The organism is Tidjanibacter massiliensis (genome assembly GCF_900104605.1).
GTDB classification, from domain to species: domain Bacteria; phylum Bacteroidota; class Bacteroidia; order Bacteroidales; family Rikenellaceae; genus Tidjanibacter; species Tidjanibacter inops.
This window is the reverse complement of the sequence record NZ_LT629960.1, coordinates 523736-544391: the sequence shown is the minus strand read 5'-3', so window position 1 is coordinate 544391 and position 20656 is coordinate 523736. Positions and strand designations below refer to the sequence as shown.

Below are 20656 nucleotides of genomic sequence, written 5' to 3'. Positions count from 1 at the left end.
CCGCATACCAAACATTTTCCGGACGCATGCGGCCTCGACTTCCATACCCGGTCCAGCAACAACATGAAAAAACAATACGTGTATATCCTATTCAGACCGAAAAATATTATCTTTGAAACAGGGAATATTTCCCGAGACACAAACCCAAAAACACAACCGCAATGAACAAACTTCTCCCGCTCTGTCTTCTGGCGGTGTTTACAACCGTTCCGCTCAAGGCCCAGCTACCGCCGACTACCGCTCAGGAAACTCCACGAAAAGAGTGGTTCGGCGACATCTTCATCGGATACAGTTTCCGCATGGGCCGGCCCGACCCCTCCATCGTCAATCGGTTCGGCTCACGCTCCGGCTTCAAGCTCGGTGCGGATATCAACCGCATAATCAAGAACCGTCCTGTCGCACTGGGCATTCAGGCCGAATGGACTACCTATTCGATGACCTCCCGAATCAACTCCACCGAAACCGCGAAGACCAGAATCCACACCATCTACATAGCGCCCGCACTGACCTTCCTGCAACCTCTACGGAACGGAGGCACACTGTACGAAGAAATCACCATCGGATACGTCAATTACAACGAACTGATGCGAGACATCGATGTGGCGGGCTTCAAAAACCTCCGGGGACACGCAGACACCTGGGGCGTCAAACTTTCGTTCGGCTACCATATCAAAGGCTGGGATTTCAGATACTCGCTCTTCTCAAGCTCGGTATCGAACCTTTCAATACGGTCCGGAGGCCGAAAACTAGGCTACACCCAACTGGACACACCGCTCAGCCTCGCTTCCATGAGCCTCTCTGTCGGTCTGAGATTCTGACACGACAGCACCGACAATAGCAACGGGGCGGAACAATCGCTGTTCCGCCCCGTTTGCCTTGGTCTCAGCCCATGCGGCCGCAAAGCGGATTACTCCCGCCTTTTCAACCCATGCCGGGCCGCCAGTTCCTCCATCATGGCGTAAGCTTGACCGTAATCGTTGGCTATACGGCCGTCGAGAATCGCCTCCTTTATCTCATCCTTGATTTCTCCCACTATACGACAGGGAGGAATCCCGTACGTCTCCATAATCAGTTCCCCCGATACGGGCGGCTGGAAATTCCGCACCCGGTCTTTCTCCTCTATCTCCCTGAGTTTCCGATGCACAACGGCAAAGTTCTTCAGGTAACGCTTCACCTTCCGTTCGTCTCCCGAAGTGATGTCGGCCTCACAGAGCGTCATCAGGTCGTCGATATCGTCTCCCGCCTCGAACAACAGCCGACGGACGGCCGAATCGGTCACCACGTCGTCCGAGAGTATTTGGGGACGCAGATGGAGCAGAACGAGTTTGCGCACATATTTCATCCGGTCGTTCAACGGCAGTTTCATCCGGCGGAATATATCCGGCACCATACGCGCCCCCACCACCTCATGTCCGTGAAACGTCCACCCCGCCGCAGGGTCGTAAGCTTTCGTTGCCGGCTTGCCGATATCGTGAAGAATAGCCGCCCAGCGGAGCCACAGGCTGTCGCTGTTGAGTGCCACGTTGTCCAATACCTTCAGTGTATGAGTGAAGTTATCTTTATGTCCGTGCAATCCCACCTTTTCCACGCCTTTAAGCCGACTCATCTCAGGAAATACAAGAGGCAACAGACCGGTCATATCCATCAGTTCGAAACCGATGGAGGGCACCGGAGAAAGGACTATCTTGTTTATCTCGGTAATAATGCGCTCGCGGGAAACTATCCGGATACGCTCCCTGTTGCGTTCGATGGCCTCGAAGGTCTCCGGCGCTATATCGAAACCCAGCTGAGCGGCGAACCGCACGGCCCGCATCATCCGCAACGGGTCGTCGGAGAAGGTGATGTCGGGATCGCAGGGAGTCCGGATGATGTGCTCACGCATATCTTCCATGCCGCCGAACGGGTCTTCCAACTCTCCGAACGTATCGCCGTTGAGCGACCAGGCCAGCGCATTGATGGTAAAGTCACGCCGCAGTTGGTCGTCGCGCAGGGTACCCGCCTCCACGACCGGTTTGCGGGAATCCCTCGAATAGGACTCCTTTCGGGCACCGACGAACTCCACCTCTATTCCTTCCGTACGGAGCATAGCTGTACCGAACGTCTTGAAAACCGTCACATTGGAGCCTGTCTCCCGAGCCAAGGCTTCAGCTACATCGATGCCGCTTCCCACGACGACCACGTCGATATCCGTGCACGGACGACAAAGATAATAATCGCGCACATATCCCCCTATCACATAGGCCCTCAGACCCATGCCGTCCACTATACGGGAAATCTTCCTGAAAACGGGAAGCGAGAGCGGTTCAGTCATTTACTCACTATTATATCCATCATCCCTTCACCCTGTCGAGATACATCGCCACCGTACGTTCCAGACCGTAGTAGAGCGCATCGGAAATGAGCGCATGGCCTATAGAGACTTCGTCGGTAAAGGGAATGCGCGAAATGAAATAACGCAGATTATCGAGATTCAGGTCATGCCCGGCATTGAGTCCGAGACCGAGCCGGCGGGCTTCCTCCGCTGCCGCCACATAATCGCGTACGGCCGCTTCAGGGTTCGAGGGATACGCTGACGCATACCCTTCCGTATAGAGTTCCACCCGGTCGGCACCGCATTCAGCGGCCCCGCGCACCATCTCCACATCGGGATTGACGAATATTGAGACTCGGATGCCCCTGCTGTGGAACAAATCCGCCCGCGAACGCAGGTAATCCCGGTATTTCACCGTATTCCAGCCGGCATTCGAGGTAATCGCGTCATGCGCGTCGGGCACCAGCGTCACCTGCGTAGGCACCACCTCCATCACCAGCTCCACGAACGGGTCGAACGGATTGCCCTCTATGTTGAACTCCGTCGTCACCACCCGCTTGAGTTCCCTCACGTCGCTATAACGGATATGACGTTCATCGGGGCGCGGATGTACCGTGATGCCCTGCGCTCCGAATCCCTCTATGCGTCGTGCCGCCTCTATCACGTCGGGGAGATTACCTCCGCGCGAATTGCGTATTACGGCAATCTTGTTTATATTTACACTCAGTTTTGTCATAAGACGAACAATGAATTGCGTTTTACAAACGGCGCCGAAACGGCTGCCGCACGGTTGTTTACTCCTTTAACAAGCCGTAAAGTTACTAAAAAATGCACGATGAATAAAATTATTCTGTTTTCGAGGCCGGGACTCGGTCTCAACAGCGACGAGATACAGGGCATCTTCTCCGCAATGGCCGAAAGCGGATTCGACTGGGCCGCGAACGACGAATTCGCCCGCGAGGCGCACGACAAGGCCGGTGTCGAGATTCCGGCCGAAAAGCGGTACGCCTCCATAGACGCCGGTCTGGCCCGGGGGGCGGTCATGCTCAGTTACGGCGGCGACGGCACCTTCCTCGAAGCCGTCAAGCTGGCCTACGGATGCGGGGTTCCCGTACTCGGCATCAACTACGGACACCTCGGATTTCTGGCCAATACGCCGCGGGAGGACATGCGAGAGGTTGTCGGCATCCTGCGCAGGGGCGAATACAGGATACAGCCGCGGACGATGCTGCATGTCGCGGGCTGCGGGGATTTCGGAGGACACCCCTACGCACTGAACGAATTTACCATCCACCGTACCGAAATCAACATGACCTACGTGGACGTCTTCGTGAACGGGGAGAAGCTCACTACCTACCGCGGCGACGGCGTACTCCTCTCCACCCCGACCGGTTCGACCGCCTACTCGCTCAGCGTGGGAGGCCCCATCGTGGCCCCCATGTGCGAATGTTTCATCATCGCGCCGATAGCCCCACACAACCTCACCATGCGCCCCATGGTTATTCCCGACTCCTCGGTGGTCTCCTTCCGGGTAAACAGCCGTGCCCTCCGCTCCTCCGTCAGTCTCGACAACCGTTCGTTCGACATACCGTGCGGCTCGGAGTTCACCGTAAGGAAAGCGGAGAAACCTATTTTTTTGATAAACCTGCAAAATATATCCTTTTACGACACGTTAAGGAATAAAATGATGTGGGGGCTTGACAGTTGGGAAGGCCGCAAATGACTCTCCCCGGCATGTGCCGTATCGCTCCGCTTGCAGGCCGGAGGATGGTTACGCCGCTAAAAGTGTTTGATGATTACCGCTTATCCGCACAATTAATATTATATTTGTGGGTTCATTAGCAAACGAGGAACTCGATGAGTAAGACCGACAAAATACCTTCCCATGTGGCCATCATCATGGACGGCAACGGCCGCTGGGCACGTGCCCGCGGACTCGAACGCCACGAAGGCCATCGGGCAGGTGTGAACAGTCTGCGCAACGTCATTGCCCGGGCCGCCCGCAACCCGGGCGTACGCTATCTGACCCTATACGTCTTCTCCACCGAAAACTGGGGGCGTCCGCAGGAGGAGGTGGACATGCTCATGGAGCTTCTTTGCCGCAGTATCGTCAACGAACTCGACGAACTGCTCCGGGAGCAGGTAAAAGTCGTAGTCATCGGCGAGCGGGCGGGCATGTCGAAGACGGTCGTGGAACACATCGAACTTATCGAACGAGAGACTGCGGCATGTACGGAACTGACCATACTGCTCTGTATCAATTACAGCTCCCGCGGGGAACTCACCCGTGCGGCACGCAGATTGGCCGAAAAGGCGGTCTCAGGCGAACTCTCCCCCGCGGAGATAACTCCCGAAACGATAGCCGGCGAACTCTATACCGGCGGAATCCCCGACCCCGACCTGATAATCCGCACCGGCGGAGAACAGCGTCTGAGCAATTTCCTGCTCTGGCAGGGAGCATACAGCGAACTCTACTTCACCCCGACATACTGGCCCGATTTCAGCGGCGACGATTTCGATGCGGCTGTCGCAGCGTATTCCGGCCGTCATCGGAGATTCGGGAAAGTCGATGAACAGGAATAAGAAAGAAACCAAATAGTTGTACAACCACGAGTAATGAGAAAAGCGATACCACTCCTCGTTTCCTTCCTTTTGCTTTCCGTCTGGAGCGGCTACTCCCAACAGGAGCCCGCCACGTTGCATGATGCCGACGGGGTACCGATGATGGACTACGGCGACTCCAAACCATACACCATTAACGATATAAAAATTTTCGGCGTCAAATACCTCGACCCCGACATACTGACCGCCTCTTCGGGACTGATGCGGGGCGAAACGGTCTACATACCGGGCAACGCCATCTCCCAGGCGGTATCGCGTCTTTGGAACCAGCGTTATTTTTCCGACGTGAAGGTGATAGCGGAACTGCTGCCCGACGACATGGTGAACATCGAGATATACCTCCAGGAGCGACCGAGGGTATACAGATGGGGATTCGAAGGGATTCGCAAGGGCGAAGCGAACACCCTGCTCGAAGACCTGAAACTGAAAAGAGGGTCGGAACTCTCCGACTACGTGATAGACAAGAACATCAAACTCATTCAGAAACACTTCTCTGGCAAGGGTTTCCGCAATACGGAGGTAACGGCCCGGATAGAGAACGACTCCGTGGTACAGAATGCGGTCAATGTCACCTTCGTCGTGAACAAGAACAAGCGGGTGAAGATAGGGGCCATCAATTTCGAGGGAAACGAAGTCTTCTCGGACAAAAGGCTGCGGCGCACACTGAAAAAGACGCATCAGGTCAACCCCAACATCTTCCAGAGTTTCAAGCTCAACGAGACCGATTACGAAGAGGACAAGGAGAATCTGCTCGACTTCTACAATTCGCAGGGATACCGTAATGCCGTCATCGTGCGGGACTCGATGTACGTTATCAACGACAAACGCATCGGCATCGACATACAGATAGAGGAAGGCGACAAATTCTACATCCGCAACGTATCGTGGGTAGGCAACAGCCAATACTCGACCGAACTGCTGCAAGCCATGCTGGGTATCGAAAAGGGCGATACCTACGACAAAAAGACGCTCCACAAACGGCTTGGCATCGGCCGTGAAACCGACATCGAGGACATGTCGCAGATTTCGTCGCTTTATCAGAACAACGGATACCTGATGTCGGTCATCGAGCCTTCCGAAATAGTGGTCGGGAAAGACTCGATTGATTTGGAAATCAAAGTATTTGAAGGGAGACCCTTCACCATCAACAATGTGGAGATAAGCGGTAACCAGCGCGTGGACGACGAAGTGATACGCCGCGAGATATATACCCGTCCGGGCGAGCTCTACAACCGGGCACTGCTCATGCAGACGCTGCGGCAGCTCTCCCAGATGCAGCACTTCGACCCGGCCTCCATCATGCCGCAGATACAGCCCGTTTCCAACGACCTGGTCGACATCGGCTGGCCGCTGGTAGAATCGGCCAGCGACAAATTCGAGATATCGGGCGGCTGGGGAGCCGGCATGTTCGTCGGCTCCGTCGGTGTACAGCTCAACAACCTTTCGGTCAAGAATTTCTTCAAGAAAGGCGCCTGGAGGCCCTACCCCCACGGACAGAATCAACAGCTCGTCGTACGTCTGCAGACCAACGGTTCCTATTATACCTCTTTCATGGGCAGTTTCACCGAACCGTGGCTGGGCGGAAAAAAGCCCAATTCGCTGACCATCGCCGCCTTCTATTCGAACCAAACGAATTCGTACAGTTTCGGCGGTGTATTTTACAAGAGTGACAGCCACTTCCGCACTACGGGCGTTTCTGCGGGACTGGGACGCCGCCTGTCGCTGCCCGACCCCTATTTCACCCTCTATACCGAGCTCGGTTATACGCGTTACAACCTGAGAAACTGGGAGATGTTCTCGAATTTCGACAACGGCAATTCGAACATCTTCACCCTGCGGGCGGTATTCGGGCGCAGCACCGTAAACAACCCCATCTATCCGAGTTCGGGTACGGACTTCTCGCTGACGGTCACGCTCACTCCTCCCTACTCGCTTTTCGACCGGAAAGACTATGCGAACATGCCGGCCAACGACCCCGCCAAATTCAAATGGATAGAGTACCACAAATGGCAGGCGAAGGCACAGTGGTTCCTGCCGCTGACGCCCGACCAGAAACTCGTGCTCATGGCGCGGGCGGAGATGGGATATCTCGGATACTACAACAAATACAAACAGTCCCCGTTCGAACGGTTCGACGTGGGCGGCGACGGCATGACCGGTTACAACATCTACGGTTACGACGTCATCGGCCTGCGCGGGTATTCGGACGGCAGCCTGACGCCCTACGACCCGCAGGACCCCTATGCGTATGCCAACGTTTATAACAAATACACGCTGGAACTCAGGTACCCGTTCCTGCAACAGCCTGCGACCCATATCTATGGTCTGGTATTTGCAGAAGCAGGTAACGGATACAGGAACTGGCAGGAATTCGACCCGTTCAAACTGCACCGTTCGCTCGGTGTCGGCATTAGGGTATATATCCCGTTCATCGGGATGATAGGCCTCGACTGGGGTTACGGATTCGACGGTACGGCCCGCTCCTCGAAACCGCACGGAGGAAAACTGCACTTCTCGATGGGTATGGATTTCTAAAAGCGCAGTCGGTCGAATAGATACTAAAACCATAACGTTATGAAAAAGTTATTGATAATCGCAGCCCTGGCGGTATTTGCAGCCGCAGGCACGGCATCTGCACAGAATTACATGGTAGTGAATACCGAGACCATCTTCAAATCGATGACCGCATACAATCAGGCGGTAGAAGAGATGGATGCTGCCGCACAGCAGTACCAGCAGAACATCGACAACGCCTACGCCGAACTCGAAGATATGTACGAAACCTACATGTCGCAGAAGGCGTCGCTCTCCCAAAGTGCCCGCCAGCAGCGCGAAGAGACCATTCTGAACAATGAAAAAAAGATAGCGGAATATCAGGCGAGCATCTTCGGTGAGGACGGCAAGATGACGCGTATGCAGGCGGAAAAACTGGAACCCTACCAGAAAAAGGTGATGGAAACCATCTCCAAGTACGCCTCCGACCACGGATATTCGCTCGTACTGGATATCTCCACGAATCCGCTGGTGGTCTATTACAATCCTGCCGTAGACAAGACACAGGACATCATATCATTATTAAAATAACAACCTGAACAATGAAAAAAATCATTCTGACTCTTGCGGGATTCCTGTTCCTGTTCTCCGCATCGGCAAACGCGCAGCAGCCGAAATTCGGTTATATCAACCTTCAGGAGGTAGTAAGCCTCATGCCGGAAAGGACCGAAGCCCAAACACAGTTGCAGAAGATAAACGACGACTATGCCTCCATGCTTGAACTGATGCAGGTGGAATTCAACAACAAGGTACAGGAGTACCAGAAGAACATGTCCACCTACTCCGATGCCGTAAAACAGGTAAAGGAACGCGAACTTCAGGACCTTGATACCCGCATGCAGGAGTTGTACACTACGGCCAACAAAGAGCTCGAGACCAAGAGCAACGAACTGATGGCCCCCATCATCGAAAAGGCCGAGAACGCCATCAAGAAGGTAGGCAGGGACAACGGCTTCCTCATCATCTTCGACGAATCGATGCGTCCTATGGCATATTACGATGAAAGCGCACTCGTCAATGCCCTTCCTCTCGTAAAGAAGGAGCTGGGTATCGCGGAATAACATAACAGGATAGTCCCAACTGCAAGGCGTCACCGAAGTGACGCCTTTTTCGTATCCGTCCGTTCCGCCCGGCACCTGCCCTTTTCCTCCCATGCTACCGGCCGACAGGAAAACGCAACACCGCTCTTTCCGAGCATCATGAATTGTTCGCATACTTCCATCTCACCGACCGGCACGGTATGGCATCACGAATGGAATGCAGAACCGCCATATCGGCCGGAAAACCGATACCGGCACAAACGGGGAGAAAACACCCCCTGTCCTCTTCCCGACCTCTCTCCCGCCATCCGCCTGCTCCGGCGGTTCAGGTCCGGACGTCACAAGAGAGCTGTCCCGGTCTACATACAAAAATTTCCGCACGCTTTAAAGCGTGCGGAAATTCGGCCCGAAACTATCCATTTCCGTTAGTCCCCCTACTGTCCCTGCATCCGGAGACGCTTGACGTATTCACGGGCATCGTAGGTGATATCGTCATCGCGGTCGCGCCACAAACCGTCCTCGATGATACGCAGCCTGTATTCATCGATACTCTCCGTAAGCGGGAAGCGGGGCTGCGGTATTGCCTCGTACTCCACTCGCCGGGAAGCCTTTATCCGACGGTCGAACACCTCCCGCTTCGTAGGTCGGCGGTCGCCCTCCCACACGAAGTTAGGAAGTCGCTGCGGCTGCGCTTCCGGTATCAGGTTCATGGGATAGATGGCATAGACCGGGTCTCCGCGAAATATTATCTCCTCTATCTCCTGACCGGAGATGATGAACGTAATGTCGGCACACTCCATCACCAGAAAGCCCTGATAGGCCCCCGTCTCCTCGTCCTGCATGTAATAATAGGTCTGGGCATTCCCTACCACATTGGTACGGTAAATCTCGTTGTCGCGGAACAAGGCCTCGATAGTCTTGCCCGTAATCTGGTTGTAATGGTCGGCGTCGAGTTCAGCGCTCATGACGGGATTGCCGTGCTCTTCGCCACCGGTAAAGACGGCATGGTCTATCACCTCATCCTTGATGTAAACGACCGTCCGGTCGGACTTAATCTGGTTATCGCCGTTCCACATGACGGGGTCTTTATGCAGATGAATCGTCGTATCGCGCGAAAACGAGACCAGCGAATCGCAGACGGCCTGCAAATCCGAACGGAAAATCTTCACATGATGGTATCCGACTATTACGCGCTCTTTCTCCTCTTCGGCAGTTACCTCCCCCTCGGTATCTCCTTCCGGAACTGCTTCGCCGTCAAGCGTATCGTCTGTTTCCTCTCCGTCCTCCACGGTTGCGACGTCTTCATCCGCCGTTTCTGCGTCCAACTCCTCCGTACCGGTTTCGGCGGCAGTTTCCCCGTCGGTTGTCTCCGCCGGTCGTTCGTCCGCCGCTGCAGCCTCACGCCGGGCCGCCCGGCGCTCCTCCCTGGCTTTCCGACGGGCCTCACGACGTTCCCGTCGAAGCTGTTGCCTGGTCGGCACCTGCTCTTCCGAAACAGTCTCCTCTGCCGACGCTGCAACGACCGTTTCCGTTACCATCGCACCTCCGTCCGTTTCCGAAATCCCCGCTTCGACCGTTCCCGTCAGAGCATCCTGTTCCGCAGACCGTGCCGTACCGTCCGTACCTGCCTCCGTCGCCGAAACCTCTTCCGATACACCGGTTTCCTGAACCTCCCCATCCCGGGCAATCTCCTCGTCCGGCAGCACGTCTCCACCGGCAAGGCCATCCCTGCCTTCGGTCGCTTCTTCTTCCGACGACGCCATATCCTCCGCCTCGTCCGAAACGGAAAGAGGCTGCTCCGTCGAGGCTCCCGTAATCAACTCTTCACCGGTATCGACCGGTTTTTCCTCCACCTTGTTGCCGATATAATCCGCACTGTATATGCTGGTACTGTCGATTACATACATGAAAATGGAGTCGGAACGCATGTAGAGGGAATCCCCCTGCTCATAAAAACTGATGACCGAAGGGTCTTCCGTGAGCATGGCATCGCCGCGCATTCCCCAATACCGGCCGTAATCTCCAAAAGCCAGCACTTTCTGCCCCTCGTCCAATATCTGGATGTTGCGCCGCAGCACCACATCGTCGCTGTCGGCCCGGTAATCCATATCGTCGGCCCATATCTCCTGGTCTTCGGAGAGCACATAGGCATCGGACATGAAGTGATAATGGTCGGTACGGGTATCGTACCACCCGCTGTTGGCACTCAGTATCTCCTCCTTCTCGTTCCAGATATAGGTCTTGCGGTAAAAAGTCGCTATCTCGGTATCCATATTGAACCCGAGCGAATCGGAGACTATCAGATAGGTGGAGTCCCTCAGCTCGACATTGCCCACGCAAACGGCATCGCGCGTAGAACCGTAATAGTAACCACGGTCCGATTCGAGCAGCATCCGTCCCTGGCTCATCGTTCCGCCGCCGTAATACTCACCCACATTGTCGAGGGTATTGTACTTGAAGTGATAGGTATAAAGCACCGCCTGCCCGTCTATCATCTTGATGAGCGGCGAGAAGACCTGCGCCGTATTGGTCAGACGGTCGTACAGTACCCGGTCGCCATAGACATACGTACTGTCCTTGTTTATCAACACGTTTTCGAAACACTCTATCCGGTTCTCATCGTAACGCACGGCACTGTCGCAAAGCATGACGGCCCCGTTGTGGTAGGCCACCACATTGCCTACGAAGGCGTGCACAGTGGAGTCGCCGCCTATCTGTATGGGGAACATCCGCTTGGACTTGATGTTCACGATGGTGCGTTCTCCCCGAGGTTTCGCGACGGTATCGCCCTGCACCGTATCCTGCCGCGGGCGGGCGGGAGCCGGCCGCAGCGGCGAAGGCTCCTGGGCGAATGCACTGAAAAACAGCAATGCCACGCCCACCGAAATGATGGTATTCCGCAATCTCATCCGAACGCTACTTTACCCAATGTTTATTCACGAAGTCGCCGTCGCGGAATTCGGGTTCGATACGGATGTACAACCCGTCTATCTTCCCGTCGAGCCACTTCTCAAACTCCTCCTCCTGTTTGGTTTGCAGTGCCAGGGCCTCTATCTGAAGGTAATCCTCATTCAGGCTGGCGGGATGGGCCGGAATGACCTGAATAAGTTTGACGATTTTGTTAAGCTCGTTGTTGCGCAGGTCGCGGGATTGAAATGCCGGTGAAATCTCCCCCTCTTTCAAGGCGCTTATCGCAGGATAGTCCGTCCGCAAGTCTTCTCGGAGGAATTTCGTGGTAGAGTATCTCGTATCGCTGACATGCATCAGTTCCAGCAACTCGTGATTGGTCACGATACCGCCGTTCTGGCGCGAATACTTATCGTCGGAATACTTCATCGCGGCATCTTCGAATGTAATGGCTCCGCCGCGTATTTCATTGGCCAGGCTGTCGAGGAAGCGCCCCCCCTCCGCCAGTTCGTCGGGCGTATAGACCGGCCGCAGCAGAATGTGCCGGCACCGGTACCGGTCGCCGTTCTTCTCGACGAGCTGGATGATATGGAATCCGTACTCGGTCTCCACCACCTCCGATATCTGACCGGGCTGCAGCTTTTCGAGCGCATCCGCAAAGGGTTGTACGAACTGATTCAGCGACATCTCCATTTCACCGCCCTGCATGGCCGTACCGGGGTCCACGGAGTACATCCTCGCCAACAGGTCGAAACGTGTTCCGTTGATGACACGCTCCCTCATGTCGAGCAGCTCTTCGCGCACGCGCTGCTTCGCCTCCTTGCTGGAGGTGGGATAACGCACTATCTGGGCATATACGTACTGTTCCGGTACAATGGGCAGGCTGTCCCGGTCGAGCTCCCTGTAAAACATCTCCACCTCGCCCGGTGTTATCTTCACCTTGGAGATGACGTCGCTGCGCATCGCCTGCGCATAGTACATCTCCTCATATTTGCCCTTGAAATCCTGCCGTATTTCATAATAAGGCATACCCATTTCGGCTTCGAGTGCCGCCGTCGAACCGGCCTCCTCGGTCATCATCGCCAGACGTGCCTCCACCTCGGAACTGACCGCATCGAGGTTTATCTGCACCGAATCTATCAGAGCCTGGTTATACAGCAGTTTCTGCACCAACAGTCCTTCGAGCGCCTCGTTCATCGGGTCGCGGTCCGACGTGTACCCCTGTTTGCGCCGCTCTTCGACAAGTACGTTGCGGGCCTCCACCAATTCAGAATATTTGATGGCCGAATTGCCTACGACAGCCACCACCTTATCGACGGTATATCTTTCCTGGGCTGAAACGGTGCCTGCACACACCATGAAACAGATGCAGGCCGCGGTCATTTTCTTTAGCATGCCTATTCTCGGTTAGTTTTCAAATAAATCTTCAACGTATGGTTTTCAAGGGCCGCATGATAGAGGCTGTCCTCCATCCGCCTGACGGCATCGCTCCCCCTCTTGTTGTAAATGATGTTCCTCACCACGTTCTCCACCCATTCGAGCGGCGCCTGCTGTCCCTTGGCGGCATGGTCGGTTATCTGTACATAATACTTGTAGTCACCGTCGGTAAGTTCCTCTATCCGGCTACCCATCAGGAGATAGTCGTAACTCTTTCCCCTTACGGTCGGCAGGCGGTTCAGAAATTCGTCGAACCCTACCCACTCATCGAAAACGGTCAGCGTCAGACCGTTTTTCACCGCAAGGTCGAGAAAATCCTGCTGCCGCTCGGCATTCGGCGACCCCATCAGCTCCTTCAGCTTGGTCCTCAGCCGGAACGATGCAGGCAAACGCACGATGCGTCCCTTCACGATATCGCGGTCGAGTCGGAATTCCGGCTGGTGCATGGCATAATAATCGGCCACGAGCGAATCGCTGACGACCGTATCCACCCTATCCATATAATAACGGTCGAGCCGGTACGTCAGCAGGGAGTTACGGTAATCCTCCACCATTGCATCGATATTGACGCCCGTTTCGGCCAGCACACGCTCCGCCTCCTGCAGCTTGACCTGCCGGCGGACCCAGGTCTCTACATAATTCTCCACCATCGCCAGACTGTCCTCTCCGGACATACCCGCCGGAACGGCCGCCGTCACATCCTCTTCGGTCAGCACGGTCTTCCCGACCTGTGCCACGACATCGGACGACAGCAATCCGCGGCCCCGGCATCCTGCCAGAAGCATGCCAGCCGCCATCACCAACGGTAATATCCCTTTTCCAACCATCTTCCGCGACTTAAAAACACCAACGGCCGCAACCGTTTTCTATTCAACGTAACCGCAGGCCGAATATTATTCCGGCTCCGTCCTATTACCGGCAGTTTCCGGCTCCGTTCCGGCCTCTTCCCGCACCTGCAACCGGCGCACAATGGCGACGGCCCCCACGACAAGCAGCACGACACACGCCCCATAAACTGCATAGTAGAGCGCACCGCCTCCGAGCATGTCCCGCACGGCCATATCGGCACGCTCGGGACCCAACACTTCGAGCATGAGGTACGATATGCCGTTGTTCAGGGCATGCAGGATAATGACCGTAAGCAGCGACTTCGTTCGGAAATAGATATATCCCAATATGATACCGACAAGAAAGGCATTGATGGCCTGCTGGGGAATCATGTGGAACACGCCGAAGAGCAGTGCCGAAAGCAGGATGGCTTTCGCAGCGCCGTCGCGTTCATTGATGGAACCCTGTATGAGGCCCCGGAAAAGCGTCTCCTCCATGACCGGTGCCAGGACGACCGTCATCAGAATGGACCAGCCGCCCGTACCTATATATTGGTTGAGCTGTTCGAGATATTTGTCCGGAAAAAGTTCGAGCAGCGGTTCAATAACCACACCGGTAACGAAAATGAGAACGATTCCCCACAGAATGAGGGGAGCGCTTATCCTTCCCGCATGCATGTTCAGCACATTGGTCGGTGCCTGACGCGTCCGCCGCTGTACAAGAATGAAAGTTATCGCAAGCCCCATCTGCAGGAAGTAGGTCAAAGCATTCACCAGCCCCGTATTCCACTCGGTCAGCCACGTCAGCGCCCCGCCTACGAGACCCGCCGCGAGCGACGACACCAGAATGATGCCTATCATGGCCAGAATGTCGATGCCGTTGGGATAGATACGACGCTTCATCTCCTTCGCCTGCGCCCGGTACGCGGCCCGGCAACGGCGTTCGTCGCTGCACCCGGCCCCGTCTGTTCCGGCACCATCGGAGGACATACCGGCACCGTGCTCCCTTCTCTCCTTTCCTTCGTCCGTCTCGTTCATCTGCTGCATATTTTCCGCCCTGCGGGCATTCTCCATAACGACGATTACGAAAGCCCCATTCTGCAGAGGCTTTCGTAATCAGTCTGTCAAAACCGGCCGGAGGACGCTATTTGTATTCCCCGGCAAGGGTAGCCACCATCACGGCCTTGATGGTGTGCATGCGGTTCTCGGCCTCGTCGAACACGATGGAAGCCGGACTCTCGAAGACTTCGTCCGTCACTTCCATGGCCGTCAGACCGTACTTTTCGTTGATTTCGCGCCCTATCCTCGTATTGAGGTCGTGGAACGACGGCAGGCAGTGCAGGAATTTCACGTTCGGGTTGCCCGTAGCCTTCATCACCTCCGAGGTCACCTGATAGGGCTTGAGCAGCTTGATGCGCTCGGCCCATACATCGTCCGGCTCGCCCATGGACACCCATACGTCCGTATAGAGGAAGTCGCAATCCTTCACGGCCTCTTTCACATCTTCGGTAATGGTAATCTTGGCACCAGTCTGGGCGGCTACCTCACGGCACTTGGCGACGAGTTCATCCGACGGAGCGCAGCTCTTGGGGCATGCGGCACGGAAATCGATACCCATCTTGGCGCAGCCGACCATCAGCGAGTTGCCCATGTTGTTGCGCGCATCGCCCAGGTAGCAGAACTTCATCTCCTTGAAAGGCTTGTCGGAGTGCTCCTTCATGGTGAGCAAGTCGGCAAGTATCTGCGTGGGGTGGAACTCGGTCGTCAGCCCGTTCCAAACCACGACGCCGGCGTATTTAGCGAGGTCTTCCACGATATCCTGACCGTATCCGCGGTATTCGATACCGTCGTACATGCGGCCGAGCACACGGGCCGTATCTGCGATGCTCTCCTTCTTGCCCATCTGGGAACCCGTCGGGCCGAGGTAGGTCACCTGCGCCCCCTGGTCGTATGCTCCCACCTCGAAGGCGCAGCGCGTACGCGTGGAATCCTTTTCAAAAAGGAGGACGATGTTCTTGCCTTTGAGCATCTGTTTCTCCCGGCCCGCCTTCTTGTCCGCTTTCAGGCGTGCGGCAAGCTCTACGAGCCCGTTTATCTCTTCGGGAGTGAAATCAAGCAATTTCAGAAAATTTCTTCCTTTGATATCCATTGCAGTATCTTTTTTTGAGTGTTTTTAAAACGCCCTCAAAGATACGCATTTTATGATAAGAAGCAGAATTTCTCCGGGAAATTGCTTATTTTTGTCTGGCCTAATATCAATATCGAAATGGGAAAAATCGTCGCTCTGGCCAACCAGAAAGGAGGGGTGGGCAAAACCACCACCGCTATCAATCTGGCGGCCAACCTCGCCGTAATGGGCAAGAAAGTGCTGCTGGTGGATGCCGACCCGCAGGCCAACGCGACCTCGGGCCTCGGATTCGACATCAACAACCGCGGCATCTACGAATGTATCACGGGAGAGTGCGGCGCGGCCGACGTCATTATCGGAAGTCCGGACGTGAAGCATCTCTCCGTCCTTCCCTCCAGCATCGACCTCGTGGGAGCGGACGCCGAACTGCCCGGCCTCGAAGACGGTCACCTGCGAATGAAAAAGAGCCTCGACGCGGTCAAGGCGGAGTATGACTTCATCTTCATCGACTGTTCCCCGTCGTTGGGCTACACCACGGTGAACGCCCTCGTGGCGGCCGACAGCGTGCTGATTCCGGTGCAGTGCGAATACTTTGCGCTCGAAGGGCTGGGCAAACTACTGAGCACCATCAAGATGACCAAATCGCGGCTCAATCCGGGGCTGGAGATAGAGGGATTCGTCATGACGATGTACTCGCGCTCACGGCTCGCCAATCAGGTGACGCTGGAAGTCAGGGAGCATTTCAAACACCTCGCCTACGATACAATAATACAGCGCAACATCCGTCTTAGTGAAGCGCCCAGCCACGGCAAGCCGGTCATCCTGCACGATGCGGCCTCGACGGGAAGCGCAGCCTACATGAATCTGGCCAAGGAGTTCATGCAGCGCAACAGGAAACAATAATTTCAGAATAAACGGGACGGGGCGGAATGTTCCGCCCGGAAAAGGATTTAATATGAAGAACAAAGGATTGGGACGCGGTCTGGACGCCATTTTCGAAAGCGAAGGGGCCAAGTTCGGCGACAGCGCCGGAAAGATGGAGGAGATATCCGTATCGCTGATAATGCCCAACCCGAAACAGCCGCGTACCGCCTTCGACGAAGACGCTCTGGAGGAGCTGGCCGACTCGATAAAGACGCTCGGTCTGATACAGCCCATCACGGTCAGGAAAGAAAGCGACACCCGCTATATAATAATCAGCGGTGAACGCCGCTGGCGAGCCTCCAAGCTGGCCGGCCTCGAAACGGTACCGGTATTTATCCGCGAAGCGGACGACCGCACGCTCCATGAAATGGCCCTCGTGGAGAACATACAGCGGCAAGACCTGAACGCCATGGAGATAGCCATCAGCCTCAACCGTCTCATGGAGGAGTGCGGCGTGACGCAGGACACCGTGGCCGCCCGTGTCGGGAAAAAACGCTCGACGGTGGCCAACTACCTCCGTCTGCTGTCGCTGCCGCCCGAGGTACAGGCCGCACTGAAAAACGACCTGATAAGCATGGGCCACGCCAAGGCTATCGCCGCCATGCCCGAACAGGCACGTATTCCGGCCCTGAAAAAGGTAGTGCGCAAAGGGCTCTCGGTACGCCAGACCGAAGAGCTCGCCAAAAAGCTCGCCGAAGGCAAACCGGAACGCGAGGTGTTGGCGGACGATGAACTGCCGGACAACTATACCCGGCTGGTGGAGTGCTGCGCCCGCATCTTCGGCGACGACATCAAGATAAAGAAAAACCGCAGCGGAGGCGGCAAGATAACAATAGGGTTCTCCTCGGACGAGGACATCGCCTATTTCCTCGATAAGCTGGAAGGGAGATAAAGGAATGACCGCATTTCCGCACAAGTACAGAACAATCCTGCTGTCGGCGCTTCTCTGTTTGCTGCCGGCAGCGGTATTCGGCGCCGGACAGCAGCCCGGTGAAGACGGTCCGCCGTTGCAGGACGAGTCGGCCCTGCCCGACTCGGAAGTGCCGGCACTCAAGCACGACATCACCGAACCGTTCATCAAGCCGGGCGAGGAGGCGGTCCTGGACAACCGGCTGCCTGCCCAGGACCAGATGGACGTCATCGACGGCGAAGACCTGAGGCCCGGACAGGAACCCACGTTCAACGAACAGATGCCGGGATATGAGTCCGAAGCGGCCCGTATGCTCGACGACCCCACGCCCCCCTCCTACAACAGCAAAGCCCCGGAGGACAGCCAACAGAGTGAGGAGCCCCTTTCGCGGCGGGAACGGCGCAAACTGAGGAAAGAGGCTAAAAACACGCCGCTCGCCCTGCCGGAACTGAGTAAGAACGCATACCGGATTTCGGGCGGCAAAAAAAGCGCGACCTACGCGGATACCGAAATCGTCATATCCGCCGATTCGCTGCTGACGGTGGTCCGGGAATCCGCCGACTCGCTGGCTACAGGCATACTGCCGCCGGGCAGTGCCGATTCGCTTACGGTGTCGGTCACCGACACCCTGACAATGACCGACAGCCTGGCTTCGCTCACGGCACGTCAGCGCCGTGAGATGGAACGCCTGCAAAGAAGGGCCGATACCACGCTCTACCGCCACAGTCCTCTTTTCCGGGATACCCTCAAGATAGCCCCCCTGACGGCCATTTCGCTGGTAGCGCCGGGGTTCGGACAGCTTTACAACGGCGATTACTGGAAAATACCGGTACTGTACGCCACGACGGGGACGGCGCTCTTCTTCGGCATCAAGCAACACCAGCAATACAAACGATACAAGAACGAGTACGACTACCTGATGAGCCGCAGCGACTTCAGCGACAACCGCCTGCTCCTCGACCCCGTACAGACGAAAATGATACAGCACAACACCTGGCGACAGGTACTCATCGGTACGGCGGTAGCCTCCTATATCTACTTCCTCGGCGACGCCATCGTCAACTATCCCGCGGCACAGCAGAACCCCGTCAAAACCGCCACTACCCTCTCCATGATATGTCCGGGAGCGGGACAGGTCTACAACGGCAGTTTCTGGAAGGTTCCGCTCGTGGTGGGCGGTTTCGCCTCCTTCATTTATGTAATAGACTGGAACAACCGAGGATACCAACGGTACGATACAGCCATCCGGCTCGAAACCGACGACGACCCCGACTCCCACAGCAGCGAATTCTGGAATCCGAGTTCTAATTCGTTGAGCATGACGGTGGAACAGATGCGCAGCTACAAGAAACTCTATCGGAGAAACAGAGACCTGGCCATCATCCTAACCGCCGCATTCTACCTGTTGAACGTCATGGATGCCCATGTGGATGCCCACATGAAGGACTTCGACGTGAGCGGCGACCTCGCCTGGCGCCTGCAGCCCACCGTAGAACCGCTCTATGCCATGGGCGGTTACAATTATGCCGTAGGACTGGGGCTGAGCCTGACATTTTAACCCTACGGCGACAGAAAGGAGACGGCTCCGGCTATGTGGGCGCTGCCCTCCCGATTTTAAGACAACCAACAGAAACAGAAGACAATGAACACCCTTACGGTCATCGCATTGCTTGCAGCCTCCATTCATCCTTTCGGGAAACAGCCTTCCGAACCGCTGCGTGCCGACAGCATCTCCATCTACTATTCCGATGAAACGCAACCGGAAAAGTGCGACGAGGGAATGACAATCGAGGAGTTCCTCAGCGAAAGCACGGCACCCCGTTTTCCCGATGCCTATTCACAACCCTACGACTCGCTGGTGGTCGCCTTGAAAGAGCGGAGGGCGCGTGCGGCGTTCGACGACTTCTTCGACGAATTCATCAACATCGAATCCGTACCGTGCGATGACAGCCGGCAGCTTCCCGACTCGGTTTACGAAGCCCGGCTGCGGATGATTCTCTCACCGATACACATGCCCTATAACGAAGTCGTGAAGCGGTACATCATCACATACACCACCCGCAAAACTTTGATGGAAAATGTCCTCGGACGTTCCCAATACTACTTCCCCATGATAGAGGAGGAGCTCGACCGAGCCGGACTGCCGATAGAACTGCGCATGCTGCCCGTCGTCGAATCGGCCCTCTCCCCTACCGCCATTTCGCGGGCCGGAGCTACCGGCCTATGGCAGTTCATGTACACCACGGGAAAAGTGTACGGACTGGAGGTCAATTCATTCATAGACCAACGGCGCGACCCGGTACTCTCGACCAAAGCGGCCTGCCGCTATCTGAAAGACTTGTACGGAATCTACGAAGACTGGACGCTCGCACTTGCAGCCTACAACTGCGGACCAGGCAATGTGAACAAGGCGATTAAACGTGCCGGAGACCAAGCCGAAGATTTTTGGGACATCTACCCCTATCTGCCTGCCGAAACACGCGGATACGTTCCCTCGTTCATCGCAGCGACCTATGCCTACACCTTCTCCTACCAGCACGACATCGCTCCCGCCCCGACCGCCATGCCGCTGGCGACCGATACCGTCATGATAAGCCGCCCGATGCACTTCGACCAGATAACCTCTACCATCGACCTTCCGAAAGAGGTGCTGCGCTCGCTCAATCCGCAGTATAAGATGGATATCATTCCGGCCGTCGGAAAAAGTTATTCCCTGACACTTCCGCTGGGCGAAGTGGCGCGGTTCCTCGAAAACGAGGAGAGCATCAACGCAAAAGATACCGTCTACATGGCCCAGTATCTCAAACCGTCGCGCACAGACCCGTCTCAAAAGGTATTCTCGCTCGAATCCTTTACCTACCGGGTAAAATCGGGCGATACGCTGAGCAGTATTGCCAAAAGGCACAACGTCAGCGTCGCACAACTGATGAAATGGAACAATCTGAAAAACGCCCACAAACTTCGAATCGGCCAAAAACTGGAGATATACCGATAACC

16 protein-coding genes and 1 pseudogene are annotated in these 20656 nt (G+C 55.8%); 10 read left to right on the top strand and 7 right to left on the bottom strand.

Annotated elements, in window-relative coordinates; genetic code table 11:
• The first annotated feature begins 161 nt into the window (after positions 1-161).
• Positions 162-818: a hypothetical protein gene (locus tag BQ5361_RS03245; protein WP_022063920.1), complete on the top strand. Its 657-nt coding sequence runs from the start codon at positions 162-164 to the stop codon at positions 816-818.
• 89 nt (positions 819-907) lie between these two features.
• Here BQ5361_RS03245 and BQ5361_RS03240 read toward each other — a convergent pair whose 3' ends face one another.
• The gene (locus BQ5361_RS03240; RefSeq protein WP_035473131.1) at positions 908-2311 is read right to left on the bottom strand and encodes a CCA tRNA nucleotidyltransferase; all 1404 of its coding nucleotides are present in this window, start codon (positions 2309-2311) and stop codon (positions 908-910) included.
• A 19-nt stretch (positions 2312-2330) separates the two neighbouring features.
• Complete coding sequence (locus tag BQ5361_RS03235; protein WP_035473129.1) at positions 2331-3047, bottom strand: pyridoxine 5'-phosphate synthase; 717 nt, start codon at positions 3045-3047, stop codon at positions 2331-2333.
• Positions 3048-3146: 99 nt separating this feature from the next.
• Between BQ5361_RS03235 and BQ5361_RS03230 the strand changes: the two genes are divergently transcribed.
• The 5 genes from BQ5361_RS03230 (at position 3147) to BQ5361_RS03210 (ending at position 8547) form a co-directional block, all read left to right on the top strand.
• Complete coding sequence (locus BQ5361_RS03230) at positions 3147-4034, top strand: NAD(+)/NADH kinase (RefSeq protein WP_035473128.1); 888 nt, start codon at positions 3147-3149, stop codon at positions 4032-4034.
• 134 nt (positions 4035-4168) lie between these two features.
• Positions 4169-4894: a polyprenyl diphosphate synthase gene (gene uppS, locus BQ5361_RS03225; RefSeq protein ID WP_022063916.1), complete on the top strand. Its 726-nt coding sequence runs from the start codon at positions 4169-4171 to the stop codon at positions 4892-4894.
• Positions 4895-5032: 138 nt separating this feature from the next.
• On the top strand, positions 5033-7468 hold the full coding sequence (gene bamA / locus BQ5361_RS03220) for an outer membrane protein assembly factor BamA (protein WP_035473126.1): 2436 nt from the start codon (positions 5033-5035) through the stop codon (positions 7466-7468).
• Positions 7469-7507: 39 nt separating this feature from the next.
• Positions 7508-8017: an OmpH/Skp family outer membrane protein gene (locus BQ5361_RS03215; RefSeq protein WP_022063914.1), complete on the top strand. Its 510-nt coding sequence runs from the start codon at positions 7508-7510 to the stop codon at positions 8015-8017.
• Between the two features lie 11 nt (positions 8018-8028).
• Positions 8029-8547, top strand: coding sequence for an OmpH/Skp family outer membrane protein (locus BQ5361_RS03210; RefSeq protein ID WP_022063913.1), 519 nt, complete (start codon positions 8029-8031; stop codon positions 8545-8547).
• A gap of 2105 nt (positions 8548-10652) precedes the next feature.
• On the opposite strand, the pseudogene BQ5361_RS10935 reads toward BQ5361_RS03210, so the two are convergent.
• From BQ5361_RS10935 to argF, 5 genes and pseudogenes are all read right to left on the bottom strand, one after another.
• Positions 10653-11255: pseudogene (locus BQ5361_RS10935) on the bottom strand (OstA-like protein); the annotation flags it as partial.
• Between the two features lie 187 nt (positions 11256-11442).
• Complete coding sequence (locus BQ5361_RS03200) at positions 11443-12828, bottom strand: peptidylprolyl isomerase (protein ID WP_035474333.1); 1386 nt, start codon at positions 12826-12828, stop codon at positions 11443-11445.
• Positions 12829-12830: 2 nt separating this feature from the next.
• Entirely contained in the window at positions 12831-13697 is an 867-nt protein-coding gene (locus tag BQ5361_RS03195; protein ID WP_143047482.1) for a hypothetical protein, read from the bottom strand.
• A gap of 66 nt (positions 13698-13763) precedes the next feature.
• Positions 13764-14735, bottom strand: a complete 972-nt coding sequence (locus BQ5361_RS03190) for a type II CAAX endopeptidase family protein (protein WP_161940420.1) — start codon at positions 14733-14735, stop codon at positions 13764-13766.
• A 106-nt stretch (positions 14736-14841) separates the two neighbouring features.
• Positions 14842-15846 (bottom strand): ornithine carbamoyltransferase, encoded by a 1005-nt coding sequence (gene argF / locus BQ5361_RS03185; RefSeq protein ID WP_022063908.1) that lies wholly within the window; start codon positions 15844-15846, stop codon positions 14842-14844.
• Positions 15847-15963: 117 nt separating this feature from the next.
• Here argF and BQ5361_RS03180 point away from each other — a divergent pair, with 117 nt between their 5' ends.
• From BQ5361_RS03180 to BQ5361_RS03165, 4 genes are all read left to right on the top strand, one after another.
• Entirely contained in the window at positions 15964-16728 is a 765-nt protein-coding gene (locus BQ5361_RS03180; RefSeq protein ID WP_022063907.1) for a ParA family protein, read from the top strand.
• Positions 16729-16780: 52 nt separating this feature from the next.
• Positions 16781-17641: a ParB/RepB/Spo0J family partition protein gene (locus BQ5361_RS03175; protein WP_022063906.1), complete on the top strand. Its 861-nt coding sequence runs from the start codon at positions 16781-16783 to the stop codon at positions 17639-17641.
• 4 nt (positions 17642-17645) lie between these two features.
• On the top strand, positions 17646-19217 hold the full coding sequence (locus tag BQ5361_RS03170) for a DUF5683 domain-containing protein (protein WP_052131140.1): 1572 nt from the start codon (positions 17646-17648) through the stop codon (positions 19215-19217).
• Positions 19218-19301: 84 nt separating this feature from the next.
• On the top strand, positions 19302-20654 hold the full coding sequence (locus tag BQ5361_RS03165) for a lytic transglycosylase domain-containing protein (RefSeq protein ID WP_022063904.1): 1353 nt from the start codon (positions 19302-19304) through the stop codon (positions 20652-20654).
• Positions 20655-20656 lie beyond the last annotated feature (2 nt).